This is a genomic window from Stenotrophomonas sp. FBCC-B152 (assembly GCF_059134105.1).
Window position 1 is genome coordinate 2,454,438 of the sequence record NZ_CP101442.1, and the last position, 22,126, is coordinate 2,476,563.

A 22,126-nucleotide genomic window follows, 5' to 3' on the forward strand; every position below is an offset into this window, starting at 1 on the left:
TCCCCTTCAACGTCCGCGCAGGAACCAGCGGTCGATTTCCGCCAGTGAAAAACGGGCCCAGGTGGGCCGGCCGTGGTTGCACTGGCCGGACCGCTCGGTGATTTCCATGTCGCGCAGCAGCGCGTTCATTTCCGGCAGGGTCAACCGCCGGTTGGCACGCACCGCACCGTGGCAGGCCATGGTCGACAACAGCTCGTCGCGCGCACTGGCGATGCGCCGGCTCTGGCCGTGTTCGCGCAGGTCGGTGAGCACATCGCGCAGCAGCCCTTCCGGCTCGGCGTTGGCCAGCAGCGCGGGAATGCTGCGCACATGCAGCGAACCGGGACCGGACCGGGTGATCTCGAAACCGAGCGCGGTCAGCGTCTCCGCTTCGCGCTCGGCCGTGTCGGCATCGCGCTCGCCCACCGCCAGGGTGATCGGCACCAGCAGCGGCTGCGCATGCAGGCCGGTGGCATCGTGCGCGGTCTTCAGCCGCTCGTAGCCGATCCGCTCGTGGGCGGCATGCATGTCCACCACGATCAGGCCTTCGGCATTCTCGGCCAGGATGTAGATGCCGTGCAGCTGCGCCACCGCATAGCCCAGCGGCGGCACGCCGCTGTCGGCCGCGGTGACCGGCAGGCCCTGCTCGCTGGGCATCGGCGGCAACGCGGCATCGCTGCCGGCCGGGCGTGCATACAGCGCCGCGTACGCCGACGGTGCATCGGCCACGCGCAGGCCCAGCGGCGACTGCTGCGGCCGCCAGCCGGCATTGCCCATGCCACCACCGCCGCCGGCCAACGCGTAGCCGGTACCAGCGGCCGCGCTGGCGTAAGCCGGCATGGCAGCATCGGCAACGCCTTCACTGCCCGCCCCCGTTGCGGTCATGCCCGCACGGGTTTCAGCCAACGCTTCCTTCAACGTGCGGTAGACGAAGTCATGGATAAGCCGCGAATCGCGGAAGCGCACTTCGTGTTTGGCCGGGTGCACGTTGACGTCCACCCGGGTCGGGTCCAGCTCCAGGAACAGCACGTACGCGGGCTGGCGGCCATGGAACAGCACATCGCCGTAGGCCATCTTCACCGCATGCGCCACGCTGCGGTCGCGCACCGAACGGCCGTTGACGTACAGGTACTGCTGGTCGGTGCTGGCGCGCGAATAATGCGGCTGCGCGATCCAGCCATGCAGGCGCAGGCCGGCACCGCTGTGGTCCACGCGCATGGCCTGGGTGGCGAAGTCTTCGCCCAGCGTCTCGCCCAGCCGCGCATCGGAATACAGGTCGCCCGGCTTGTAGCGCCGCGACGGCTTGCCGTTGTGCGACACGCGCAGCTCCACGTCCGGCCGCGCAAGCGCCAGCGAGCGCAGCCATTCTTCGATATGGCCCAGCTCGGTCCGCTCGGCACGCAGGAACTTGCGGCGCGCCGGCACGTTGTAGAACAGCTCGCGCACTTCCACCGTGGTGCCCGGCGCATGCGCGCGCGGCGTGACTTCGCCCAGCTTGCCGCCCTCGATCTGCAGCGCCGAACCGTGTTCGTCGCTGCGCCGGCGCGAGGCCAGGGTAAAGCGGCTCACCGACGCGATCGACGGCAATGCTTCGCCACGGAAGCCGAGCGTGGCCACCGCTTCCAGGTCATCCAGGCTGGCGATCTTGCTGGTGGCATGCCGCGACACCGCCAGCGGCAGCTCTTCCGGCGCGATGCCGCCCCCGTCATCACGGATGCGGATCAACCGCACCCCGCCCTCTTCAAGGTCGATATCCACGCGGGTGGCACCGGCATCCAGCGCGTTTTCCACCAGTTCCTTCACTACCGACGCCGGGCGTTCAACGACCTCGCCTGCAGCGATCTGATTGATGAGGATTTCGGGAAGTTGGCGGATGCTCATGCGGTGATGATAGCGAAGCGCGAACGGCAGCGTTTCAGTTTTTCCGGGCTGGGGAGGCCGGCGGACAGATGGTCGCGGGCGGAAACGAGCGCAGCCACGCAGGGCGTGGCTCTACGCGGTTGCCACCAATAACTCATGACAAAGATCGGCGCCGCCGTTGATCTTCTCGTGGCTACCGGTACACCGTCGAGGGTCGGCGGGGGCGGGGGTACGGGGGCTTTGCGAAACATGGATGTTTCGCAAGAGCCCCCATGGATGGGTTCACGGCGCCCCCCCGTACCCCCGCACCCGCCGGCCCTGCGCGGGAATGCCCAGGCAATAGGCTGTTCGCGGAAAACCAACAGCAGCCGGGCAGAGCCCGGCGAAACGGAATGTCTCGACCGGCGGCATTAAAAAACCCGCCGAAGCGGGTTTTTATTTGCTGCCGCCAGCGACAGTCCCGGCGGCGTCTATTTCGGCCTGGGCCTTCGCCGCGTACAGCGTGCCCGGTGGCGGCTGGCGGCTGAAGAACGTATGCACGCCATCCAGCACCGCACCGGCGATCTGGCGCTGGTAGGCCGGGTCCATCAGGCGGCGCTCTTCGTCCGGGTTGGAGATGAAGGCCGTTTCCACCAGCATCGCCGGCATGTCCGAGGTGCGCAACACCGCGAAGTTGGCGCGTTCGATGTTCGGCTTGTGGTTCTTGCCGATCCGCTTCAGGCCGCCCAGCACATGCCCGGCCGCATCTTCAGAGGCCTTCATGTAACCGCTCTGGGCCAGGTCCAGCAACACGTTGGCCAGCGTGCCCTCGGTCTGCTGCAGGCGCACGCCACCGACCAGGTCGGCCGCGTTTTCCTTGTCCGCCAGCCACCGCGCACGCTGCGACGACGCGCCCTTGGTCGACAGCACGTACACCGACGAGCCCGTGGCCGCGCGGTTTTCCGCCGCATCGGCGTGGATCGAAATGAAGATGTCCGCCTTGGCCGAACGTGCCTTCTGCGCGCGCATCGGCAGCGGGATGAACACGTCGGTGTCGCGGGTCAGGAACGCATTCAGGCCCGGCGTTGCATTGACCTGGCGCGCCAGCTCACGTGCGACCGCCAGGGTGATGTCTTTTTCGCGCTTGCCGGTCGGCCCGACCGCGCCAGGATCCTGGCCGCCGTGGCCCGGATCGATCGCCACCACCAGCGGGCGCATGCCCGACTGCATCTTGATCCGCGAGGCATCGCTGGGCATCACCGGGCGCGGCGGCTGCGCCGGCACCACGGTAGTCGGCACCGGCGCCGGCACGCTGGCCGTGGTCGGCTGGCCGGCCAGGATGGCCGCAGGCGACGCCGAATTGCTGGCGGCGTTGGCCGTACCGGCCGCCGCCACGTTGACCGTGGTCGCCGTCGGCGCGGCCGGCGTCGGCACCGGCGTGGCAGCGCTGGCGCTGGCCTGCTGGCGCACCGAGGCGGTGAGCAGCGCGGTCGCACGCGCCGCGTCATTGCGCGCCTGCGCGGCTTCCGCCGGCGTCGGCGGCAGCGTCTGGGTGGTTGCGGCAACCGGCGCAGGCGTTGGCTGTGCGGCCACCGGCGTTGGCGTCGGCGCGGTATTGGAAGGTGCCGGCGTCGCCGGCGCACTGGCCACGCTGGCCGGCGCATCGCCCGGCCATTCGATCACCAGCCGCGAATCCTCGCCCTGCTTGACCAGCTGCGGCTTGAACGGCGCCACCGACTCGGCCAGGTCGAACACCACCCGGAACGTGCCGGGCACCGGCTGCCCGGTGCGCACCGCCGTCACCACACCCTTGGGCGTGGGCAGCTTGAGGTTGCGCACCGCGCTGGAATCCGGGAAATCGACCACCAGCCGATTCGGACCGGCCAGGGTAAGGGTCTTGTAACCGCCGCTGCCGGACAGCGCGATCTCCGCGCGGGTGCCGGTGGAACCGGTCTCCAGGGCCACCTGGCGGACTTCGCCCGCCCACGACATCGCGCTCGCCAGACAGAGTCCGACGGCGGCGCAGATGGCAGTGAGTGGCTTCCCCATTGGCATGGGTACGGATTCAATCACTGCGCTGAATGAAAAGCAACACCTTTTCCCTTAATAATCCGTAACCTGGGGGTGTTTCCTAGTGTCAGCCCACAGAAAGGGCCTGCAAGTCGCCCCCCTGCGGGAGCCGATCCAGCCATTCATGTCCCGCCGCGCTGGCCGCGCTGAGGCGGGCACGCCGGCCCTGCCCCTCGATCTCCAGCGCCACGATCAGGTCGGTAGGCGGCAGTGCGCCGGCCCCGCGTTCGGGCCATTCCACCAGCCACAGCGAGGCGCTGCCCTCGTCCAGGCCGAGGAAATCCAGCTCTTCGGCCTGCCCGATCCGGTACAGGTCCAGGTGCCAGGCTTCATGACCGTCGCTCAGCGGATAGCGCTCCACCAGCGTATAGGTGGGGCTGCGGATGCCGCCCTGCACGCCCAGCGCGCGCAGCAGTGCGCGCGCCAACGTGGACTTGCCGGCGCCCAGGTCACCCTGCAGCTGTACCACCGCGTGTGGGGGCCGGGTGGCCGCCAGCCATTGCCCGAGCAGGTCGGTGTCCTGCGGTTCGGCCAGGAAAAACTCAATCATCGGGGTCACGGTTCCGGGTTCACCCGCCGGCGCAGCGGCACCAGCAGGTCGGTGGGGAGCAGGCCACGCTGGCCTTCGCTGGCCGCGTCATCACCGGCCAGGCTGTGCAGCAGCGCACCGCTGCTGGCCGCGTCGAAGGCGTCCAGGCCCTGCGCGCGCAGTGCGGCAATGATGCCGGTGAGCAGGTCGCCCATGCCACCCACCGCCATGCCCGGATTGCCGGCGGCAATCACGCGTGGGCGCTGGTGCGGTGCGGCCACCACCGTGCCGGCGCCCTTGAGCACCACCACGGCGTTGAAGCGCGCGGCCAACGCCGCAGCGGCGGCGAAGCGGTCGGCCTGTACCTGCGACGTCTCGCACCCGAGCAGCCGCGCCGCCTCGCCCGGGTGCGGGGTGAGGATTGCGTCGTGCAGCGGTTGCGGCGTGGCCGCCAGCAGGTTCAGCGCATCGGCATCGATCACCAGCGGCTTGCCGCTGGCCAGCACCTGCCGCCACAGCTCGTGCGCCCAGTCGTCCTGGCCCAGCCCGGGACCTATCGCAATCACCTTGGCGCGCGGGAGCAGCGCCTGCAGGTCCTGCGCCTCCTGCACCGGGTGGGCCATGGCTTCGGGCAGGCGCGCCAGCAGCGGTGCGATGTGCTGCGGCTGGGTGGCCACGCTGACCAGCCCTGCGCCGGCGCGCAGCGCCGATTCGGCTGCCAGCATCACCGCGCCGCCACTGCCGGCGTTGCCGCCCACGCACAGCACATGGCCCGATTCGCCTTTGTGCGTGTTGGCGCGGCGCGGCGGCAGCTGTGTGGGCAGCCGGGAAGGCAGCCACAGGCACGCTGCCGGGGCGATGCCCGCCTGCGAACCGTCCGGCAGCGACAGCGGCGCCAACCGGCGGCCGCCGATGCATTCCAGTGCATCGCCGGTGTACAGGCCCTGGTGGCGCACGATGAACTGCAGCGTGATCGTGGCGCGCACCGAATCACCGGGCACCGCGCCGGTACGCGCGTCCACGCCACTGGGCACATCCAGCGACAGCACCGGCAGCTTACTGTGGGTGATCGCCGCGATCAGCCGCGCCGCATCGCCGCCCGGTGCGCGGTTCAGGCCGATGCCGAACAGCGCATCGACCACGATGTCAGCGGGAGGCAATGCTTCCGCGAAGATGGCTTCCTGCCCGCCTGCTGCCAGATACGCCGCGCGGGCCCGTTCAGCCAGCTCCGTCCGCGCGCCCGCGTCGGCCAGCCGCAGCACCTGCACCTGGCGCCCGGCCTGCCGGGCCAGTCGCGCCAGCACGTAGCCATCGCCGCCGTTGTTGCCTGCGCCGGCCGCCACGCACAGCCGCTGCGCCTGCGGCCAGCGCTCCAGCAGGCACTGCCAGGCGGCCGTGCCGGCCTGCTCCATCAGCCCCGCGCCGCCATCGCCCAGCAGCGCGCTGGCCTGGGCATCGAGACGGCGCGCGGCGGCGACATCGAACAGTTCATCGAGTTCGTGCATGCCGGGATTCTATACTTGCCGCATGTCCGCTGTTCCCCTGCCCGCCCCGCTCGACCTGGCCCGTGCCGCCGAACGGGTGCGCGCGCTTGCGCGCCAGCATGGCTTCCAGCGCTGCGGCGTGTCCGGCATCGACCTGGCCGACGACGAAGCGCACCTGGCCGACTGGCTGGGCCAGGGCCTGTACGGCACCATGGACTGGATGGCGCGCCACGGCACGCTGCGCGCGCGCCCGGCCGAACTGCTGCCCGGCACCGTGCGGGTGATTTCAGTGGGCATGGATTACGGCCACAAGGACGACACCGAAGCCTGGAACACGCTGCACGACGGCGACCGCGCCTACGTGGCGCGCTACGCACTGGGCCGCGACTACCACAAGCTGATGCGCAACCGCCTGCAGAAGTTCGCCGATGCACTGGCCGCGGAGATCGGCAGCTTCGGGTACCGCGTGTTCGTCGATTCGGCCCCGGTGCTGGAGCGTGCGCTGGCGCGCAACGCCGGGCTGGGCTGGATCGGCAAGCACACCTGCCTGATCGACCGCCAGGGCGGTTCGTGGTTCTTCCTGGGCGAGATCTACATCGACCTGCCGTTGCCGGTGGATGCGCCCGCCAGCGCGCACTGCGGCACCTGCACCCGCTGCATCGACGTGTGCCCCACCCAGGCCATCATCGCGCCGCAGCGGCTGGATGCGCGGCGCTGCATTTCCTACCTCACCATCGAACACGATGGCGCCATTCCCGAAGACATGCGCCCGCTGATGGGCAACCGCATCTACGGCTGCGATGACTGCCAGCTGGTGTGCCCCTGGAACAAGTTCGCGCGGCGCACCGACGAGCCGGATTTCCGCGCCCGCAATGCGCTCGACACCGCCACCCTGGCCGAGCTGTTCGCGTGGGAGGAAGACGAGTTCCTGCGCCGCACCGAAGGCAGCCCGATCCGCCGCAGCGGGCATGAACGCTGGCTGCGCAACATCGCGGTGGCGCTGGGCAATGCGCCGGTCCATCCGGATACGCTGGCCGCGCTGCACGCGCGCGCCGGCCACGACTCCGCGCTGGTGCGCGAACACGTGCAATGGGCGCTGCAGCAGCACGCCCGGCTCGACGACGCCGGCTGAGCGCCGCACACACGCAGCTCGCCCCGGCATGCGACCATGGGCGCCCGTTCGTACCGTTTGACCGTCCATGGACCGTAGCGCGCAGATCCTCACGCCCAGCCAGCTCAACATCCTGGCCCGCGACCTGCTGGAAGGCACGTTCCCGATGGTGTGGGTGGAAGCCGAGCTGGGCAGCGTGACCCGCCCGGCCTCGGGCCACATGTACTTCACGTTGAAGGACGCACGCGCGCAGATCCGCGCTGCGTTGTTCAAGCCCAAGAGCCAGTGGCTGAAGTTCGTGCCGCGCGAAGGCATGCGCGTGCTCGCGCGCGGCCGGCTGACCCTGTACGAAGCGCGCGGCGAGTACCAGATGGTGCTCGACCACATGGAAGAAGCCGGCGAAGGCGCGCTGCGCCGTGCCTACGAACAGCTCAAGGCGCGGCTGGAGGCTGAAGGCCTGTTCGCTGCGGAACGCAAGCGCGCCCTGCCCGCGCATGTGCGCCGGCTGGCGGTGATCACCTCGCCCACCGGCGCCGCCGTACGCGACGTGCTCAGCGTGCTGGAGCGCCGCTTCCCGCTGCTGGAGGTGGACCTGCTGCCCAGCCTGGTGCAGGGCGACAGCGCCGCCGCACAGATCACCGCGCTGCTGCGCAGCGCCGACGCCAGCGGCCGTTACGACGTGATCCTGCTTACCCGCGGCGGCGGCTCGATGGAAGACCTGTGGGCCTTCAACGACGAACAGCTGGCGCGCGCCATCGCTGCCAGCAGCACGCCGGTGGTGTCGGCGGTGGGCCACGAAACCGACTTCAGCCTGGCCGATTTCGCCGCCGACCTGCGCGCGCCCACGCCGTCGGTGGCCGCCGAACTGCTGGTGCCGGACCAGCGCGACCTGCAGCTGCGCCTGCGCCGGTTCGCCGCGCGGCTGGTGCAGCTGCAGCGGCATGGGCTGAGCCAGGCCATGCAGCGTGCGGACCGTGCGCTGCTGCGGCTCAACGCACAGAGCCCGCAGAACCGCTTGCAGCTGCTGCAACGCCGGCAGCAGGACCTGGCCCGGCGCCTGGCCGGCGCCTGGCAGCAGCAGCATGAGCGCCGCCTGGCACGGCTGCGGCATGCGGCGGTGGTGCTGCGCAATGGCCATCCGCAGCGCCAGCTGGATGCGCTGAAGCAGCGCCTGTTGCGGGTGCAGCCACGCGCAGAGGCGGCGATGGCGCGGCAGCTGCAGCGCGATACGGTGCGCCTGCGTGCGTTGGCGCGTTCGATGGAGGCAGTGAGCCCGTTGGCTACGGTGGCGCGCGGTTACGCGATCCTGACCCGTGAGGAGGATGGGCGCCTGGTGCGGTCACCGTTGGATGTTTCCCCGGGCGATGCGTTGAAGGCCCGGGTGCAGGATGGGGTGATCGATGTGGTCGTGAAGGACCCCGGTCAGGGGGTTGCCGGGGCGCCTGCAGATTCGCAGTAGCGTTGGCGGTATTCCATGGCCTTGGGCATCAGCGCCTGCAGGTTCTGGATGCGCGTGCCCGGGTTGGGATGGGTGGACGAGAATTCCGGTGGCGCCTGGCCGCCACTGGCCTGGCCCATCCGTTCCCATAGCGGCACCGCTTCGCGCGGGTCGAAACAGGCAGCGGCCGCCAACATCAGGCCCACTTCATCGGCCTGGGTTTCGTGGCTGCGCGCATACGGCAGCAGGTAGCCGTAGCCCATCGCCGACATCACCATCTGTTGCTGCTGCGGGTCCATGCCGCTGGCCGCACCGGCCATCTGGCCGATCTGGGTGAGCTTCTGCTGGGCCATGCGCTGGGCACCATGGCGCAGCAGCGCGTGGGCGATTTCATGGCCCATCACCACCGCCATCGCATCCTGGGTCTGTGCCACCGGCACCAGCCCGGTGTATACCGCCATCTTGCCGCCCGGCAGGCAGAACGCGTTGGCCTGGTCGGACTGGATCACGTTGACTTCCCATTCGAAGTCGCGCGAGAAGTGCGCCGGCTTCAGGCCATGCTCTTCGGCCAGCGCGGTTTCCACCACGTCCACCTTGCGGATCAGACGTTCGGCGATGGCGCGCACGTCGCGCGATATCTGCGCGTTGGGATCCAGCGGGCGCTCCTCGGCCAGGATCTGCTGGTAGGCCTGCAGGCCGAGCGCCTTTTCCTGGTCGGCATCGAGCGAACTGTCGATCAGCACGCTCTCACCCGTGTACGGGTCCACGCTGCGGTTGGAGAACCAGTAGAAGGCGGCGTAGCCGGCGAAGGCCAGCAGCACCCACCAGCGGATGTTGCCGAACAGGCCCGGGCGGCGTGCCCGTTGCTGCTGACCGCCATAGGGATCGCTGCTCATCGTCCTGGTTCCTGTTGGGGCCGGCACGCCCTGCCGGCATTGGGGGCAATCCTAGCGCCAAGCCGAGGTATCAGATACCTCGAACCAGGCGGAAGCCGATCCTGGCGCTGGTCGTGTCCGAATCCTGTGATTGCCGCCAGGCCGCGCGGGTCTGTTCGGGGGCATTGGCCCAGTTGCCGCCGCGGATCACCCGCTGCCGGCAGCCGGGGTTGAACCAGGCCACGCCATCGGCCGGGGCCCGGCGGTAGCTGGCGTGCCAGCAGTCGGCCACCCACTCGCTGAGATTGCCGGCCATGTCGTGCAGGCCCCAGGCGTTGGGTTCGAAGGTGGCCACCGGGGCCGGGCCCCACCAGCCATCGCCATAGCCGACGAACGCGTTGAACCAGCGCCGGCCGGAGGGCGATACGTCTTCGCCGCCGGTGAAGTTGCCCGACAACGGCGGCGGCGTGCCCTCGTTGCCCCATGGATAGCGGCCACTGGTGCCGGCACGCAGCGCGTACTCGAATTCGGCCTCGCTGGGCAGCCGGTAGGAGCGCCCGGTCTGTTCGGAGAGCCACATCGCGTAGTGCTCGGCATCCCGCACGCTCACGTGCATCACCGGCGAATTGGCGATGGCCGGGGTGCCGTCGTAGCCCGAGCGCCAGTCCACCCCGCTGCTGCGGGTGAAGTTGCCGCTGCGTTCGTCGTAGATGATCGAATGGCCACGTCGGGTGGCGCGCGGCCGGGCGTTGCTGGCCTGCACGTAGCGGCGGTAGTCGGCCACGGTCACTTCGGTGATCGCCATCGCGAAGCCGCGGTCGAAGCGCACGTAATGCGAGGGCTTCTCCGCATCGCTGGCGCCCGGCTCCGCATCGCCGGCGCCCATCTGGAACCCGCCATGCGGCACCACGATCATCTGCGGGCCACGCCCGCCATCGCGCAGCGCATCGCTGAACACCTGGCGAGGGCGGAAACTGCCGTAATGGGTCGCCAGTTCGATGCGCTCGCGCAGCTGGGCCACCACCGGGTCGCCGGGCATCGCGATGCGCAGCGCGTCTTCCAGCTTCTGCCGTGCCGGCTTGAGCCCCTGCGGGCTGCCCAGGTCGCGCAGGCCGTCGTCGCGCAGGCGCACCAGCGTGGCGGCGCGGATCGCCTCGATCCGTTCGAACGCATCGGCAATGGTCGGTGCCGAATCGCGCACCTTGGCCGCTTCGGCCAGCCAGGTGCCGGCGGCAGTGAAATCGGCGCTGCGGGCAGCGGCTTCGGCACGGCGGATCAGCGCGCTTTCAGCGGCGGCCAGGCCCTGCCGGGCACGCGGCTCGTCCGGCTGCAGCGCCAGCGCCTCACGGAAGTTGGGAATGGCGCCGTCGCCGTCTTCACCGATGCGGTCGGCGCGCAGGTCCTCCTCGCCGGCGCGGTTGTAGGCCACCACCCGCTGGGCCAGCTCCACGCGTGACTGCAGCTGGCGCACCTTGGGGTCATCCGGGGCCAGGGCCAGCAGCACCAGCGCGATCTCGCCGGCCTGGGCCAGTGCCTCGCGCTGCTGCAGCGGCCGCTCCAGCAGTTCGGTAGCCTCCTTAAGCAGCTGCTGGCGGGCACGGGTGAGCCCGGCCTGGGCCTGGCGGTCGTTGGCGTCGCGCTGGCGCAATGCCAGCCAGATCGGAATGGCATCGGCGGCGGTGGCGTACAAGCGCCCCTCGTCGAACGCCTTGGCCGCGTCACGGCGCGCCTGGGCCACGCCGTCGTCGGCAATGACCACCGCCGGCGGCTGCCAGCGCTGCTCGGTCTCCGCTTCGTCTTCACCGCCGATGGTCACCTGCCCGGGTGAGGGCTCGACCCGTTTGGCCGGCTCGGGCGCGCGCGCCGCCGCCGGGCGTGGCGGTGGCGCGTCGGGCGAGCAGGCGGTCGTGGCCAGCAGCAGCGCGGCCAGCAACAGCGGGACAGGGCCTGGAGTACGCAATTCGGGTTCCTTCGGCGGGACGGCCTCGACGTTAGGCTATTCTCCCTCACCTGAGCAAACCTGCAGTAGATGGAATCCCTACGTGGCCTATTGGATCAAAACCCCGGCGGAACTGGACGAGCGCTACCGCCAGCGCCCCACCCGCATCGGGTTGGACACCGAATTCATCCGTGAACGCACCTACTGGCCGCAGCTGGCACTGGTGCAGATGGCGGTCGGCGATGAAATCCTGATCATCGACCCGTTGATTCCGGGCATGACAGAGGCGCTGGCGCCGTGGCTGGCCGATACCTCGATCCTCAAGATCATGCACAGCGCCAGCGAAGACCTGGTCACCTTCAAGGTGGCCTGCGGCGTGCTGCCGCGGCCGCTGTTCGACACCCAGATCGGCGCGTCGCTGGCCGGTATCGGCGGTGGAATGGGCTACCAGAAGCTGGTCACCGCCATCACCGGGGTGACCCTGGCCAAGGGAGAGACCCGCTCGGACTGGATGCGCCGCCCGCTGACGGATTCGCAGCTGGAGTATGCCGCCGACGACGTGGAGTACCTGTTCGCGATCCACGATGCGGTGGATGCGAAGCTGGGCGAGCTGGACCGCCGCAAGTGGCTGCAGGACGATGCCGAGCGCCTGCTGGCCAGTGTCGAGCAGGACGAAGAGCGCTGGCCGCACGTGGCGATGCGCTCGGCGCAGTTCATGGATGCGCCCGCACAGCGCCGCCTGCTGCGCCTGCTGCGCTGGCGTGACGTACAGGCACGGGCAAGCGACAAGCCGCGCAGCTGGATCCTGGACAACGAACTGGCCGCGCTGCTGGCGCGTACGCCGCCGGCCGATGCCGGCGCACTGGCCAAGCTGATGGAAGGCTTCCCGAAGGCCCCGCGCAAGCTGGCCGCGCAGGTCTGGGAAGCACTGGAAACGCCGCTGCATGACGAGGCCGAGGCGCCGCTGGCGCTGCCGGCCAACGATGCCAACAAGCAGGCGTTGAAGCGGCTGCAGGACGCAGTGAGTGCGCGTACCGCCGAGCTGGGCCTGCCCGATGGCGTGCTGGCCTCGCGCAAGCACCTGGAAAGCTACCTGGAAAGCCGCACCTGGCCGCAGGCCCTGGCCGGCTGGCGGCAGGCGGTGCTGGAGCCGGTGCTGGCGCCGTTGTTGCCCGTCGCAGGCTGATACCAAGCAGCCACGCAGGGCGTGGCTCTTCCCGCGATAACGTAGAGACACGCCCTGCGTGGCTGCGCAGGACCGCAACGAAAAGGCCCCGCTTGCGCGGGGCCTTTTCTTCATCGGGTTACCAGTTCAGGTTCAACGAGACACCCACGACGCGCGGTTCGTTGTACACCGCCGCCATGTAGTTCTCGATCACGCCCTTGAGGTTCTTCTCGTTGGTGATGTTGCGCGCGAACAGTGCCGCTTCCCACGCACCATAGTTGCCCGAGTAGCCCAGCTTCAGGCCGCCTTCGAAGCTGCCCTTGGAGTTGAACTCGGCCGAGTCATACAGCACGAAGCTGGTATAGCCCTGCTTGTTCCAATCGGTGGAGACGAAGAACACGTCGCTGTCGTTGACCGGGAAGTCGTAGCGCGCAGCGAAGTTCAGGTTGTACTTCGGTGCGTTCGGCAGCGGGTTGCCGTTGATCTGGGCGAACGTGTTGGCGCCCACCTTGATGGTCGGGTCATTCACGGTGCACACCACCGCGCCGTTCAGCGCGCAGACCTGTGCATACACGCGGTCATCCTGGATTTCGCTGTGCAGCAGGCTTACGCCGGCCGTCAGGCTCAGGTTCGGGATCGGGCGCAGCTCCATGTCCGCTTCCAGGCCATAGGCCTTGGCCTTGTCGGCGTTGAACAGCACGCCGTTGCCGTTGGAATCGTTGCCGTTGAGCTGGATGTCGTTGACCACGTAGGTGAACGCGGTGGCGTTCATGCGCAGGCGGTTGTCCCACAGGCTGCTCTTCACGCCCGCTTCCCAGGACAGGATGGTTTCCGAATCGGCGGTGGTGAAGTCTGCGTTGAACACCGCCGAGCGGCCCTGGATGGTCGGGCCGCGGAAGCCGCGCGCCACCTTGGCGTACACGCTCACCTGCGGGTTGAACGCGTACATCGCGCTCACGTCCCAGCTCGGGGTGGTGTCGGCCATTTCCACATCGGTGCGGCCACGGTAGGTGACCACGCCGGCGGCGGTATCGGCGGTCTTCAGCAGGCGGGTGCGCTTCTCGTCGCGGGTCTGGCGCAGGCCGGCGGTCAGCGTGAACTTGTCGGTCACGTCGTAGCTGAGCTGGCCGAAGCCGGCCCACGAGGTGTTGGTGTTGCGCAGGCGCACCCAGTTGTTCGGGTTGCGCGCGGCGCCCTGCAGGAACCAGGCGCGCTGGTAGAAATCGGTGGTGTCACGGCCATCGAAGTAGAACGCGCCCACCTGCCACTTCAGGCGGTTGTCATCGGCATTGGCCAGGCGCACTTCCTGGGTCCACTGGTCCAGGTCGCGGATCTGCCCCATCGACTGGCCGTACCCGTTGGGCACGCCGTTGACCGGGAAGTTGGCGGCCGCGCCGCCGTCGGTGTCACCGCGGCTGTAGCCGGAGGTGGTCTCGTAGGCGGTGATCGAGGTCAGCGAAATGTTGCCGAAGTCGTACACGGCTTTGACCGAACCGCCGTAGGTCTTGTACGCCTGCGGGTTGTTGTCGGCTTCGTCGTAGGCCACCTGGTCACGCGGCGCATCGGTGGTGTTGGAGCCCTTGGTTATCGCGTTGCGCAGGAACAGGGTCGAGGTGCCCTCGTAATCGCGGGCGTGCGCCGAGGCCAGCAGCGAGAAGTTGTCGCTGGGCTGCAGCAGCAGCTGGGCGCGCACGTTGCGGTCGTCGAAGCCGCCCATGGCGTTCTTCTTCGGGGACACCGTGCCATCGGCGCTGGGGCCGGTGTAGGTGTTGTCCACGTAGTCGTCGCGGTGCTGGTACAGCGCCGACACGCGGAACGAGGCGATGTCGTTGATCGGGCCGCCGAAGCCGCCGTCCACCGACACGCTGCCGTAGCTGCCGTAGCTGGCCTGCACGCGGCCGTTGTAGTCCTGGCTGGGCTTGATGCTGTCGAACTTGACGATGCCGGCGGTGGTGTTGCGGCCGAACAGCGTGCCCTGCGGGCCACGCAGCACTTCGATCTGGTCCACGTCATAGACCGGGTTGGACTTCAGCACCACGTGCTCAAGCACCACGTCGTCCTGGATGATCGACACCGGCTGCGACGCACCCAGGTAGAAATCGATGTTGCCCAGGCCGCGGATGTAGAAACGCGGGAAGATGCGGCCGGTGGTGGTTTCGGCGTAGAAGCTCGGCACCCGGCCACTCAGGGCCAGCAGGGTGTCATCGCCGCCGGCGGTGTAGTCGCGCAGGCGCTCGCCCTGGACCACGCCGACCGACACCGGCACGTCCTGCAGGTTGCGCTCGCGGTGGTCGGCGGTGACGGTGATGGCGTCCAGCGAGGTCGGGCTGGCGTCCTGGGCCAGGGCGGCGCCGCTCAGGCCGAGCAGCGAAACGCAGGCCAGCGCCAGCGCGTGGGGGCGCGGCTGCCGGGCGGTGCGGGAGGAAGAGATTGCGGCCGAAGCAGAGGTGATGCGATGGGCGGACATTCAGGGGTCTCGGGAAATACGGATCAAGGTGGCGTGCGGTCGCACGCGGGTGCACAACAGCGGCACCGCTGTTTGCGCAGCGATGCGGCAAGGTATTGCGCAGATGTTTCAAAGGGATTTCAACCCCCACCTTTGATCCGGCGGTGGCGTCTGCGACTCCCCATCGCAGACGCCACCGCACCCGATCAGGCCGCAACGCGCTCCCTGCGCGCGGGCTGCGCGTCGGCCAGGCGGAACTGCCCGACCGATTGCTGCAGCTCGGACGACTGCGCGTTCAGTGCACGCGCAGCGGCCGAAGCCTCCTCGACGAGGGCAGCGTTCTGCTGGGTCACACCATCCATCTGCACGATGCTCTGGTTGACCTGCTCGATCCCTGCCGCCTGTTCCTGGCTGGCGTTGGCGATCTCTTCGATCAGCCCACCCAGCTCCCCTACCGATGCCACCACCCGCTGCAGGGTCTGCCCGGCCTGGCTGGCCAGTGCGCTGCCATCGGCCACCTGGGCCACCGACGCCTCGATCAGCGTCTTGATTTCCTTGGCCGCGCTGGCCGAGCGCTGCGCCAGCGCGCGCACCTCGGAGGCCACCACCGCGAAGCCACGCCCCTCTTCACCGGCACGCGCAGCTTCCACCGCCGCGTTGAGCGCCAGGATGTTGGTCTGGAATGCGATGCCGTCGATGACCGTGGTGATGTCGGCGATGCGGCGCGAGGACGCTTCAATGCCGGTCATGGTGTCCACCACCTGCGCCACCGCGGTGCCGCCCTGCACGGCCACGTCGGCCGCTTCGGCGGCCAGGCGGTCGGCGCGGCGGGCATGGTCGGCGTTCTGCTTCACCGCCGAAGTCAGCTCCTCCAGCGACGCGGCCGATTCTTCCAGGCTGGCCGCCTGCTGTTCGGTGCGGCGCGACAGATCGTCGTTGCCGGCGGCAATCTCCGCCGACGCGGTGGCTACCGACACCGCCGCCTGCTGGATGCCGCCCACGATGGCGGTCAGCTGGGCCACGGTGGCATTGGCGTCGTCGCGCATGGTGGCGAACACGCCCTGGAACTGGCCCTCGATGCGGCCGCGCAGGTCGCCGTCGGCCAGCGCGCGCAGCAGGCCGGACAGCGCGCTGAGATTGCGGTCGGCGGTGACCATCAAGGTGTTGAGGCCTTCAACCATCACCCGGAAGTCGTGCTGGTAGGCATCGGCGTTGCCGCGCACGCTGAAGTCGCCCGCAGCGGCGGCCGCGACCAGGTGCTTGATCTCGCCGTTGATCGCCTGCAGGCGATCGCGCACGCCATTGACCGCTTCGGTGATGCGCGCCTTTTCGCCCGGCAGCTGCTCCATGGACTGCGACAGGTCGCCGTCGGCATAGCGACGAACGAGGTCGACCATGCGCATCTTGACCCCGATGTGCGCGGCGACCAGTTCGTTGGTGCCGGTCACCATGGTGCCGAACTCGCCTTCAAAGCGGCTGGCGTCGATGCGGTGGCTGATCGCGCCTTCGGCGTGGCGCTGGCTCATTTCGTTCTGTGCGTGGATGATCTCGCGCAGCTTGTCCTGCATCTGCTGCAGCGCGCCCATCAGGCGGCCCACTTCGTCCTGGCTGCGCACCACGATGCGCTGGTCCAGGCGGCCGGCAGCCACGTCACGTGCAACCTGCCCGGCCTGGGCCAGCGGCACCGTGAGCAGGCGCCGCACCACCACGATCAGCGCCACGATCACCGCCAGCAGGCCCAGCCCGGAGACCACGCCGATCTGCAGCATCAGCTTGTGCAGCACGGTCTGCAGCACCGACGTGGGCTCCAGGCCGAGCACCGTCCACTGCCACGGCCCGTAGGTCTGGGCGGTGACGAAGTAGGTCTGCGCGGCGGCGTCCTTCGCGATGCGCAGCTGCAGGGTGGCCTCGGTGGCCTTGCCGGCCAGCAGGGCATCCAGTTCGGTGCGGTCGGCTGCGTCGACCAGCTCGATCAGCTTCTCTCCTTCGCCAGCGGAGCCGGCCACCACGGTGCCGAACTGCTCGCCCGCACGCGTGTTGACCGCCAGGAAGTGGCCTTCCTTGCCCAGCCTGGAGTCGCGCAGGCGGGTCTTCAGCGCCGCCAGGCCCTCGGTGTAGTTCTGGCCGACGAAGGCGATGCCGGCAACCTCGCCTGCCGCATTCTTGATCGGCATGTAATGGGTCATGTAATCCACCCCGAACAGCCGCACCGGTCCGGTGAAGCCTTCGCCGGCCAGCATCTTCGCGTAGGCGGGGCTGGCGTGGTCCAGCACGGTGCCCATGGCGCGCGCACCTTCGGCATTGCGCACCGAGGTGGAGACACGCACGAAATCATCGCCGTCGCGAACGAACACGGTCGCCACGCCACCGCCGGTTGCCTCGGCGAAGCGGTCCACCGCGCCTTCCTGCAGGTTGAGCACTTCAGTGCCCAGTCGCAGGGTGGGGGTCTGGCGCTCGCCCACGGTCACGGTCTTGGCCGCATCCACGCTGACCTCGCCGGCCGGCAGCATGGCGCGGAAGATTCCGGCCATGCGTTCGGTGCTGTCGCTCAGGCTGCGGTCGTACAGTTCCACCGAGTCACGCATCAGGTCGGTGGACGACTGCAGGCCGGCTTCAACGCGCTGCTGGTAGCTGGTGGCGGCCTGGCGGTAGATCAGCACCGCCAGCGCCACGAACGCTACGGTGGTGATCAGGCCCATGAGCAGCGCCAGGCGGGCGCCGATGGAAGTTGAGAAAACGGTGGCGGCACGGGTCGTCATCGTTGGTACTCGAAGGTGGGGGTTGGATTGAGAGATACGTCACAGTTCTTATCGGCACCGAAGTGGTCCTCTTTACGTAAAAAAAGACAAAACACGCAAACCTTTCGTTTGATCCAAGTTGTTGATCTGAAACAGATGTCTCCCGGTTGCACCTTCACAAAGCCGGATTGCCGTTCAGGAATGGGCGGATTTTTCTCAAGTTGGGCTCCCTCCTGCCGCCAGCGGCGGCGCCCTGCCCGCCCTTAGGATCGGATTGCCGCACCCTTGGCAGCGCGGGGTGCGCGGCGCTACACTTGTTCACATCGCGGCACCCACGCCGCGTAGCAGCACACTTGGGGCCATAGCTCAGCTGGGAGAGCGCGTCGTTCGCAATGACGAGGTCAGGAGTTCGATCCTCCTTGGCTCCACCACATTCCTGCCGTCGTCCGTTGGATGATCGCGAAACGAAAAAGCCACCCATTGGGTGGCTTTTTCGTTTGCGGGTCTCCGCGCAGCCACGCAGGGCGTGGCTCTACCGGGGGCCGTCGCCCGCGCGTACTGCGATGGGGCGCACCTGCTGTACCAAGGTGAGCAGCGTCTTGCCCGGCTCTTCGATCATCACTTCGTGGGCGGACTGCTCGAACCACACCAGCTGCTTGCTCGGTGCCTTCACTGTCTCGAACCACTGCGCCGCCACTTCGGACGATACGTTGTGATCGTGGCGGCCCTCGAACAGGAACAACGGCACCTTCAGTTCGTGTACCTCGCTCATGTCCAGGGTCAGCACCTCGCCGAGCAGGTGCTGCATCGAAAAATCATTGCCTTTCCATATCCCGGCCACGTCCTTGTCAGTGTATTCGGGTGAGAGCTTGATGGCGGCCGCTTCGGCATCGCCCCCGCGGCGGTTATGGACCATGCCACCGTAGTAGTTGAGCCACTTGCGCTGCTTGAACAGGTTCTCCAGCGGCACCGGCGTGCTGCCCTGCGCGTATGGCGCGAGCGCTACCAGCTCGGCCACCGCCTCGGCGTTGCCGTCTTCCCGCGCCTGCTGGAGGGTCCACGCCCAGCCCCGGCGCTCGCTCTCCGGCGCGTTGGTCAACTGCCCGATGCCGATGTAGGCGTGCAGCCATTCGGGCCGGCGGTGGGCCAGTTCGAGCCCCAGGTAGCTGCCCCAGGACTGGCCCATCACGAAGATCTTGTCCTTGCCGAACTCCTTGCGCAGCCACGCCACCATCTCCTCACTGTCGGCGATCATCCGTTCGCGGGTCATGGTCGGCGCCACCTGTGCCGGATCGTTGGCGACGTAGGTCTTGCCCGCGCCACGTTGATCCCATTGCACCACGGTGAAGTATTCCTCCCAGCCGCGCTGGAAGTACCAGCTGGTGGGCATGGCTACCCAACCCGGGCCGCCGTGCAGCATCAGCAGCACCGGGTTGCGGCGGTCGTTGCCGCGGATCGAGACCCATTGATCGATGCCGCCGATGCGGACCTTTTCCAGCCGCTCGATGCCCTCATCGGCCACGACCTTGCGCAGGTCGGCAATGATCTTCACCGCGTCAGCGCGGCTGTGGGGCGCGGGGGCCGGCGGTTCAGCCGCCTGCGCGGAGGCGCTGAAGCCTGTTACAGCGTAGAACAAGACTGCAACCCAACATTTCATCGGCGTAGACACCTTTGCAGGAGCGGTACGCCGATTGTGTCATGCGTCCGGGTTGTCCTTGATCGGCGGGCGCCGGCTCTCGGACTGACGGACGCTCTCGTCGGTTTGTCCCGGGCGGGCCTTGGCCGCATCTTCCTGCTTCCGGTCCTGCTTGGCTTCGTCAACGCCCTGCTGCTTGCCGGGCTGCTTTTCGTTGGTCATATGCATGCTCTAGGTGGCCTGCCCCGTTGGGCATACCTGCACCGTAGCGGTGGTCGCGTGATGCAGTGGTCACGGGGGCCGGCCAACGGCCGGCGCTATCGGCCCAGGGCCTCGGCGATGCAGCGCGCCATCGTTTCGCCGTCCACCGGCTTGACCAGGAACGCGCGCCCGCCACGCGCCATCACCCGCGCGCGCAGCGCATCGGTGGGAAACGCGGTCATGAAGAGCATCGGAAACGTACACCCGCGCGCCAGCAGTTCGGCCTGCAGCTGGTCGCCGCTCATCTGTGGCATCTGCATGTCGGTCAGCAGGCAGTCCGGGGCGTCGCCCTCGTCGGCCAGGAACGCCGCCGCCGAGGCATACGTGCGCGCTTCGTGGCCCAGCGAGCGCACCAGGCTGGACAACGACTGGCGGACCCCGTCGTCGTCATCGACGATCGCAATGCGGTAACTCGGCTTCATGGGGCCTTTATGCCCGATCCGGCCGCGCGCCGGAACCATACACAGGTTTGTGCCCGGCCGGTTCAGGCGGTGCCGGTGCCCACTCCCAAGGCTTCGGCATGCCGTACCAGGTCGGCCAGCGAACGCACGCCCATCTTGCGCATCACGTTGCCGCGGTGGATCTTCACGGTGATCTCGCTCAGGTGCAGCGCGCCGGCCACCTGTTTGTTCATCAGCCCGGCCACCACGTGCGCCATCACCTCGCGTTCGCGCGGGGTCAGGGTGGCATAGCGCGCTTCCAGCGAGCCGCGCGCGGCCATGTCATGGCGGCGGCGGGTGTCGCGCTCAATGGCGGCGCTGACCGCATCCAGCATGTCCTGGTCGCGGAACGGCTTGGCCAGGAAATCCACCGCGCCGGCCTTCATCGCACGCACCGTCATGGGAATGTCGCCGTGCCCGGTCATGAACACGATGGGCAGGTGGATGCCCTGCGCGGCCAGCTGCCCCTGCAGGTCCAGCCCGCTGATCCCGGGCAGGCGCACGTCCAGCACGATGCAGCCGGGCACGTCCGGCAGCACGGCCTGCAGCAGCTCCGAAGGCGCGCCCAGCACCCGGGTCTGCAGCCCGACCGAACGCAGCAGGCTGTCCAGCGCGTCGCGCACGGCGGCATCGTCGTCGACCACCACGACCAGTGGCGATGCGGGTAGGCTCATCAGGCGCGTACTCCTGTGGGATGGGTGGCCAGCACCAGCCGGAAGGTGGCGCCATGGCCGGGCGCGCTCTCCACCGACAACCGCCCGCCATGCGCTTCGGCAGTGGACCGGCAGATCGCCAGGCCCATGCCCATGCCCTCCGGCTTGGTGGTGAAGAACGGTTGGAACAGGGTGTCCAGGTGCGCGCTGTCGATGCCGGGGCCGCTGTCGGCAATGCTGATGGCCACTTCGCCGGCCGCGCCGGGCTGCGCATCCACCACCAGCTGCCGCGCGTTGGCCTGCCCCGCCATGGCCTGGCTGGCGTTGATCAGCAGGTTCACCAGCACCTGCTGCAGCTGCACGGCATCACCGTGTACGGCAGGCAGGTCGGCCGCTACGGCCACCCGCAGCTGCACCGCCTCACGGTTGAGCTCGTGCTGGACCAGCCGCACCGCGTCTTCGATCAGAACGCCGGTGTCGAGCGCTTCGCGCGGCGTGCTGCGTTTGGCCAGGAACGCGCGCACGCGTTTGACGATCTCACTGGCACGGCGTGCTTCACCCACCGTGCGGGTGATGGCCGCCTCCACCTCGTGCAGGTCCGGCGGGTCACGGTGCAGCCAGCGCAGGCCGGCTTCGCCGTTGGTCACCACCGCCATCAGCGGCTGGTTGACTTCGTGCGCGAGTGACGCGGTCAGCTCACCCAGTGTGGCCACGCGCGTGGCGTGCGCCAGTTCGGCCTGCGCGCGCAGCGCGGCATCCTCGGCCTGGCGGCGCTCGGTGACGTCGGTGTGGGTTTCCATCACTCCCGTTGCGCGACCGAGGCCATCGCGCTGGATAACCCAGCGGCTTTCCAGCACGCGCCAGGCGCCGTCACGGGTGCGCTGCTCCAGCGTGCCTTCCCAGCTGCCCTGCTGCAGCAGCGTTGCTTCCACCGACTCGCGGGCCTGCGGGTAGCGGGTGGACAGCAGCACATCGGCCACGCGGCCGATGGCATCCTCGGCCGACCAGCCATACACCTGCGCGGCCGTGCGGTTCCAGAACGTGATCACCCCGCCCCGGTCACGCACGAAAATCATGTCGTGCGACAGATCCAGCAGCGTCGCCTGCCCGCGCAGGCGCTGCATCGCGCCCTGGTACTGCAGTGCCAGCAGCGCGGTGATGATGATCGCCGCCAGGCTCACCAGCGCGCGGAAGGTCTGTGCGCCCACATGGTTGACCCCGTGCGAATCCAGGTAGGCGATGAGGGTCAACGCGATGCCGGCCACCGCAGTGATGACGATGTCGGCCCGGCGCCCGGTGCGCGCCACCAGCAGCACCGCCACCACGTACAGCACCGCCACGGCACCCTCCAGCGTGGTGAGCACATCCACCAGGAAGATGCCCAGCGTGAGCAGCGCGGCAGCAGCGCGGAACAGGGTGCGGCCGCGCAACGTGGACGCGGCGGCGGTGCGCGGGCGCGTGGGAGTCGAGCTGGGCACGACGGAATGGCCTCTTGGCAGGGCGCAGTCACCTGCGCCGGGGTG

At 68.8% G+C, this 22,126-nt stretch carries 16 protein-coding genes and 1 tRNA gene; 4 read left to right on the plus strand and 13 right to left on the minus strand.

The window, feature by feature from the left end; genetic code table 11:
• Positions 1–6: 6 nt before the first annotated feature.
• The 4 genes from mutL to NMB40_RS11440 all read right to left on the minus strand — a co-directional run bounded on the left by mutL (position 7) and on the right by NMB40_RS11440 (position 5,922).
• On the minus strand, positions 7–1,860 hold the full coding sequence (mutL, locus tag NMB40_RS11425) for a DNA mismatch repair endonuclease MutL (RefSeq protein ID WP_494358458.1): 1,854 nt from the start codon (positions 1,858–1,860) through the stop codon (positions 7–9).
• 414 nt (positions 1,861–2,274) lie between these two features.
• Entirely contained in the window at positions 2,275–3,873 is a 1,599-nt protein-coding gene (locus NMB40_RS11430) for an N-acetylmuramoyl-L-alanine amidase (protein WP_494358459.1), read from the minus strand.
• Between the two features lie 82 nt (positions 3,874–3,955).
• Entirely contained in the window at positions 3,956–4,438 is a 483-nt protein-coding gene (gene tsaE / locus NMB40_RS11435; RefSeq protein ID WP_494358460.1) for a tRNA (adenosine(37)-N6)-threonylcarbamoyltransferase complex ATPase subunit type 1 TsaE, read from the minus strand.
• A 5-nt stretch (positions 4,439–4,443) separates the two neighbouring features.
• Positions 4,444–5,922, minus strand: coding sequence for an NAD(P)H-hydrate dehydratase (locus tag NMB40_RS11440; protein WP_494358461.1), 1,479 nt, complete (start codon positions 5,920–5,922; stop codon positions 4,444–4,446).
• 22 nt (positions 5,923–5,944) lie between these two features.
• On the opposite strand from NMB40_RS11440, the gene queG reads away from it, so the two are divergent.
• Both queG and xseA read left to right on the plus strand, forming a co-directional pair.
• Complete coding sequence (gene queG, locus NMB40_RS11445) at positions 5,945–7,033, plus strand: tRNA epoxyqueuosine(34) reductase QueG (protein ID WP_494358462.1); 1,089 nt, start codon at positions 5,945–5,947, stop codon at positions 7,031–7,033.
• Positions 7,034–7,100: 67 nt separating this feature from the next.
• Positions 7,101–8,471 carry an exodeoxyribonuclease VII large subunit gene (gene xseA / locus NMB40_RS11450; RefSeq protein ID WP_494358463.1) on the plus strand — a complete coding sequence of 457 codons (1,371 nt, stop codon included), beginning with the start codon at positions 7,101–7,103 and terminating at the stop codon, positions 8,469–8,471.
• Here xseA and NMB40_RS11455 read toward each other — a convergent pair.
• Positions 8,435–9,346 (minus strand): M48 family metallopeptidase, encoded by a 912-nt coding sequence (locus tag NMB40_RS11455; protein WP_282247731.1) that lies wholly within the window; start codon positions 9,344–9,346, stop codon positions 8,435–8,437. The two genes, xseA and NMB40_RS11455, sit on opposite strands and share 37 nt — an antisense overlap.
• Before the next feature lie 70 nt (positions 9,347–9,416).
• Positions 9,417–11,285 (minus strand): formylglycine-generating enzyme family protein, encoded by a 1,869-nt coding sequence (locus NMB40_RS11460; RefSeq protein ID WP_494358464.1) that lies wholly within the window; start codon positions 11,283–11,285, stop codon positions 9,417–9,419.
• Between the two features lie 82 nt (positions 11,286–11,367).
• On the opposite strand from NMB40_RS11460, the gene rnd reads away from it, so the two are divergent.
• Positions 11,368–12,450, plus strand: coding sequence for a ribonuclease D (gene rnd / locus NMB40_RS11465; RefSeq protein WP_494358465.1), 1,083 nt, complete (start codon positions 11,368–11,370; stop codon positions 12,448–12,450).
• 118 nt (positions 12,451–12,568) lie between these two features.
• Here the strand turns inward: rnd and NMB40_RS11470 are convergent, their stop codons facing one another.
• Both NMB40_RS11470 and NMB40_RS11475 read right to left on the minus strand, forming a co-directional pair.
• Positions 12,569–14,896: a TonB-dependent receptor gene (locus tag NMB40_RS11470; protein WP_494358466.1), complete on the minus strand. Its 2,328-nt coding sequence runs from the start codon at positions 14,894–14,896 to the stop codon at positions 12,569–12,571.
• Between the two features lie 185 nt (positions 14,897–15,081).
• Entirely contained in the window at positions 15,082–17,634 is a 2,553-nt protein-coding gene (locus NMB40_RS11475; protein ID WP_494358467.1) for a Cache 3/Cache 2 fusion domain-containing protein, read from the minus strand.
• 334 nt (positions 17,635–17,968) lie between these two features.
• Between NMB40_RS11475 and NMB40_RS11480 the strand changes: the two genes are divergently transcribed.
• Positions 17,969–18,044 (plus strand) — tRNA-Ala (locus NMB40_RS11480).
• Between the two features lie 101 nt (positions 18,045–18,145).
• On the opposite strand, the gene NMB40_RS11485 is transcribed toward NMB40_RS11480, so the two are convergent.
• The 5 genes from NMB40_RS11485 to NMB40_RS11505 form a co-directional block, all read right to left on the minus strand.
• On the minus strand, positions 18,146–19,249 hold the full coding sequence (locus tag NMB40_RS11485; RefSeq protein WP_494358468.1) for an alpha/beta fold hydrolase: 1,104 nt from the start codon (positions 19,247–19,249) through the stop codon (positions 18,146–18,148).
• Positions 19,250–19,309: 60 nt separating this feature from the next.
• Entirely contained in the window at positions 19,310–19,471 is a 162-nt protein-coding gene (locus tag NMB40_RS11490) for a hypothetical protein (protein WP_448143154.1), read from the minus strand.
• A gap of 95 nt (positions 19,472–19,566) precedes the next feature.
• On the minus strand, positions 19,567–19,932 hold the full coding sequence (locus NMB40_RS11495) for a response regulator transcription factor (RefSeq protein WP_448143155.1): 366 nt from the start codon (positions 19,930–19,932) through the stop codon (positions 19,567–19,569).
• 62 nt (positions 19,933–19,994) lie between these two features.
• Complete coding sequence (locus NMB40_RS11500) at positions 19,995–20,624, minus strand: response regulator transcription factor (protein ID WP_494358469.1); 630 nt, start codon at positions 20,622–20,624, stop codon at positions 19,995–19,997.
• Positions 20,624–22,081, minus strand: coding sequence for a sensor histidine kinase (locus NMB40_RS11505; protein ID WP_494358470.1), 1,458 nt, complete (start codon positions 22,079–22,081; stop codon positions 20,624–20,626). Before NMB40_RS11505 ends, NMB40_RS11500 begins: the two co-directional genes overlap by 1 nt.
• Positions 22,082–22,126 lie beyond the last annotated feature (45 nt).

Excerpts from the sequence above, each read along its gene's own strand:
- mutL (WP_494358458.1), bottom strand. The coding sequence starts at position 1,860 with ATGAGCATCCGCCAACTTCCCGAAATCCTCATCAATCAGATCGCTGCA.
- NMB40_RS11430 (WP_494358459.1), bottom strand. The coding sequence starts at position 3,873 with ATGCCAATGGGGAAGCCACTCACTGCCATCTGCGCCGCCGTCGGACTC.
- tsaE (WP_494358460.1), bottom strand. The coding sequence starts at position 4,438 with ATGATTGAGTTTTTCCTGGCCGAACCGCAGGACACCGACCTGCTCGGG.
- NMB40_RS11440 (WP_494358461.1), bottom strand. The coding sequence starts at position 5,922 with ATGCACGAACTCGATGAACTGTTCGATGTCGCCGCCGCGCGCCGTCTC.
- queG (WP_494358462.1), top strand. The coding sequence starts at position 5,945 with ATGTCCGCTGTTCCCCTGCCCGCCCCGCTCGACCTGGCCCGTGCCGCC.
- xseA (WP_494358463.1), top strand. The coding sequence starts at position 7,101 with ATGGACCGTAGCGCGCAGATCCTCACGCCCAGCCAGCTCAACATCCTG.
- NMB40_RS11455 (WP_282247731.1), bottom strand. The coding sequence starts at position 9,346 with ATGAGCAGCGATCCCTATGGCGGTCAGCAGCAACGGGCACGCCGCCCG.
- NMB40_RS11470 (WP_494358466.1), bottom strand. The coding sequence starts at position 14,896 with ATGTCCGCCCATCGCATCACCTCTGCTTCGGCCGCAATCTCTTCCTCC.
- NMB40_RS11475 (WP_494358467.1), bottom strand. The coding sequence starts at position 17,634 with ATGACGACCCGTGCCGCCACCGTTTTCTCAACTTCCATCGGCGCCCGC.
- NMB40_RS11490 (WP_448143154.1), bottom strand. The coding sequence starts at position 19,471 with ATGACCAACGAAAAGCAGCCCGGCAAGCAGCAGGGCGTTGACGAAGCC.
- NMB40_RS11495 (WP_448143155.1), bottom strand. The coding sequence starts at position 19,932 with ATGAAGCCGAGTTACCGCATTGCGATCGTCGATGACGACGACGGGGTC.
- NMB40_RS11500 (WP_494358469.1), bottom strand. The coding sequence starts at position 20,624 with ATGAGCCTACCCGCATCGCCACTGGTCGTGGTGGTCGACGACGATGCC.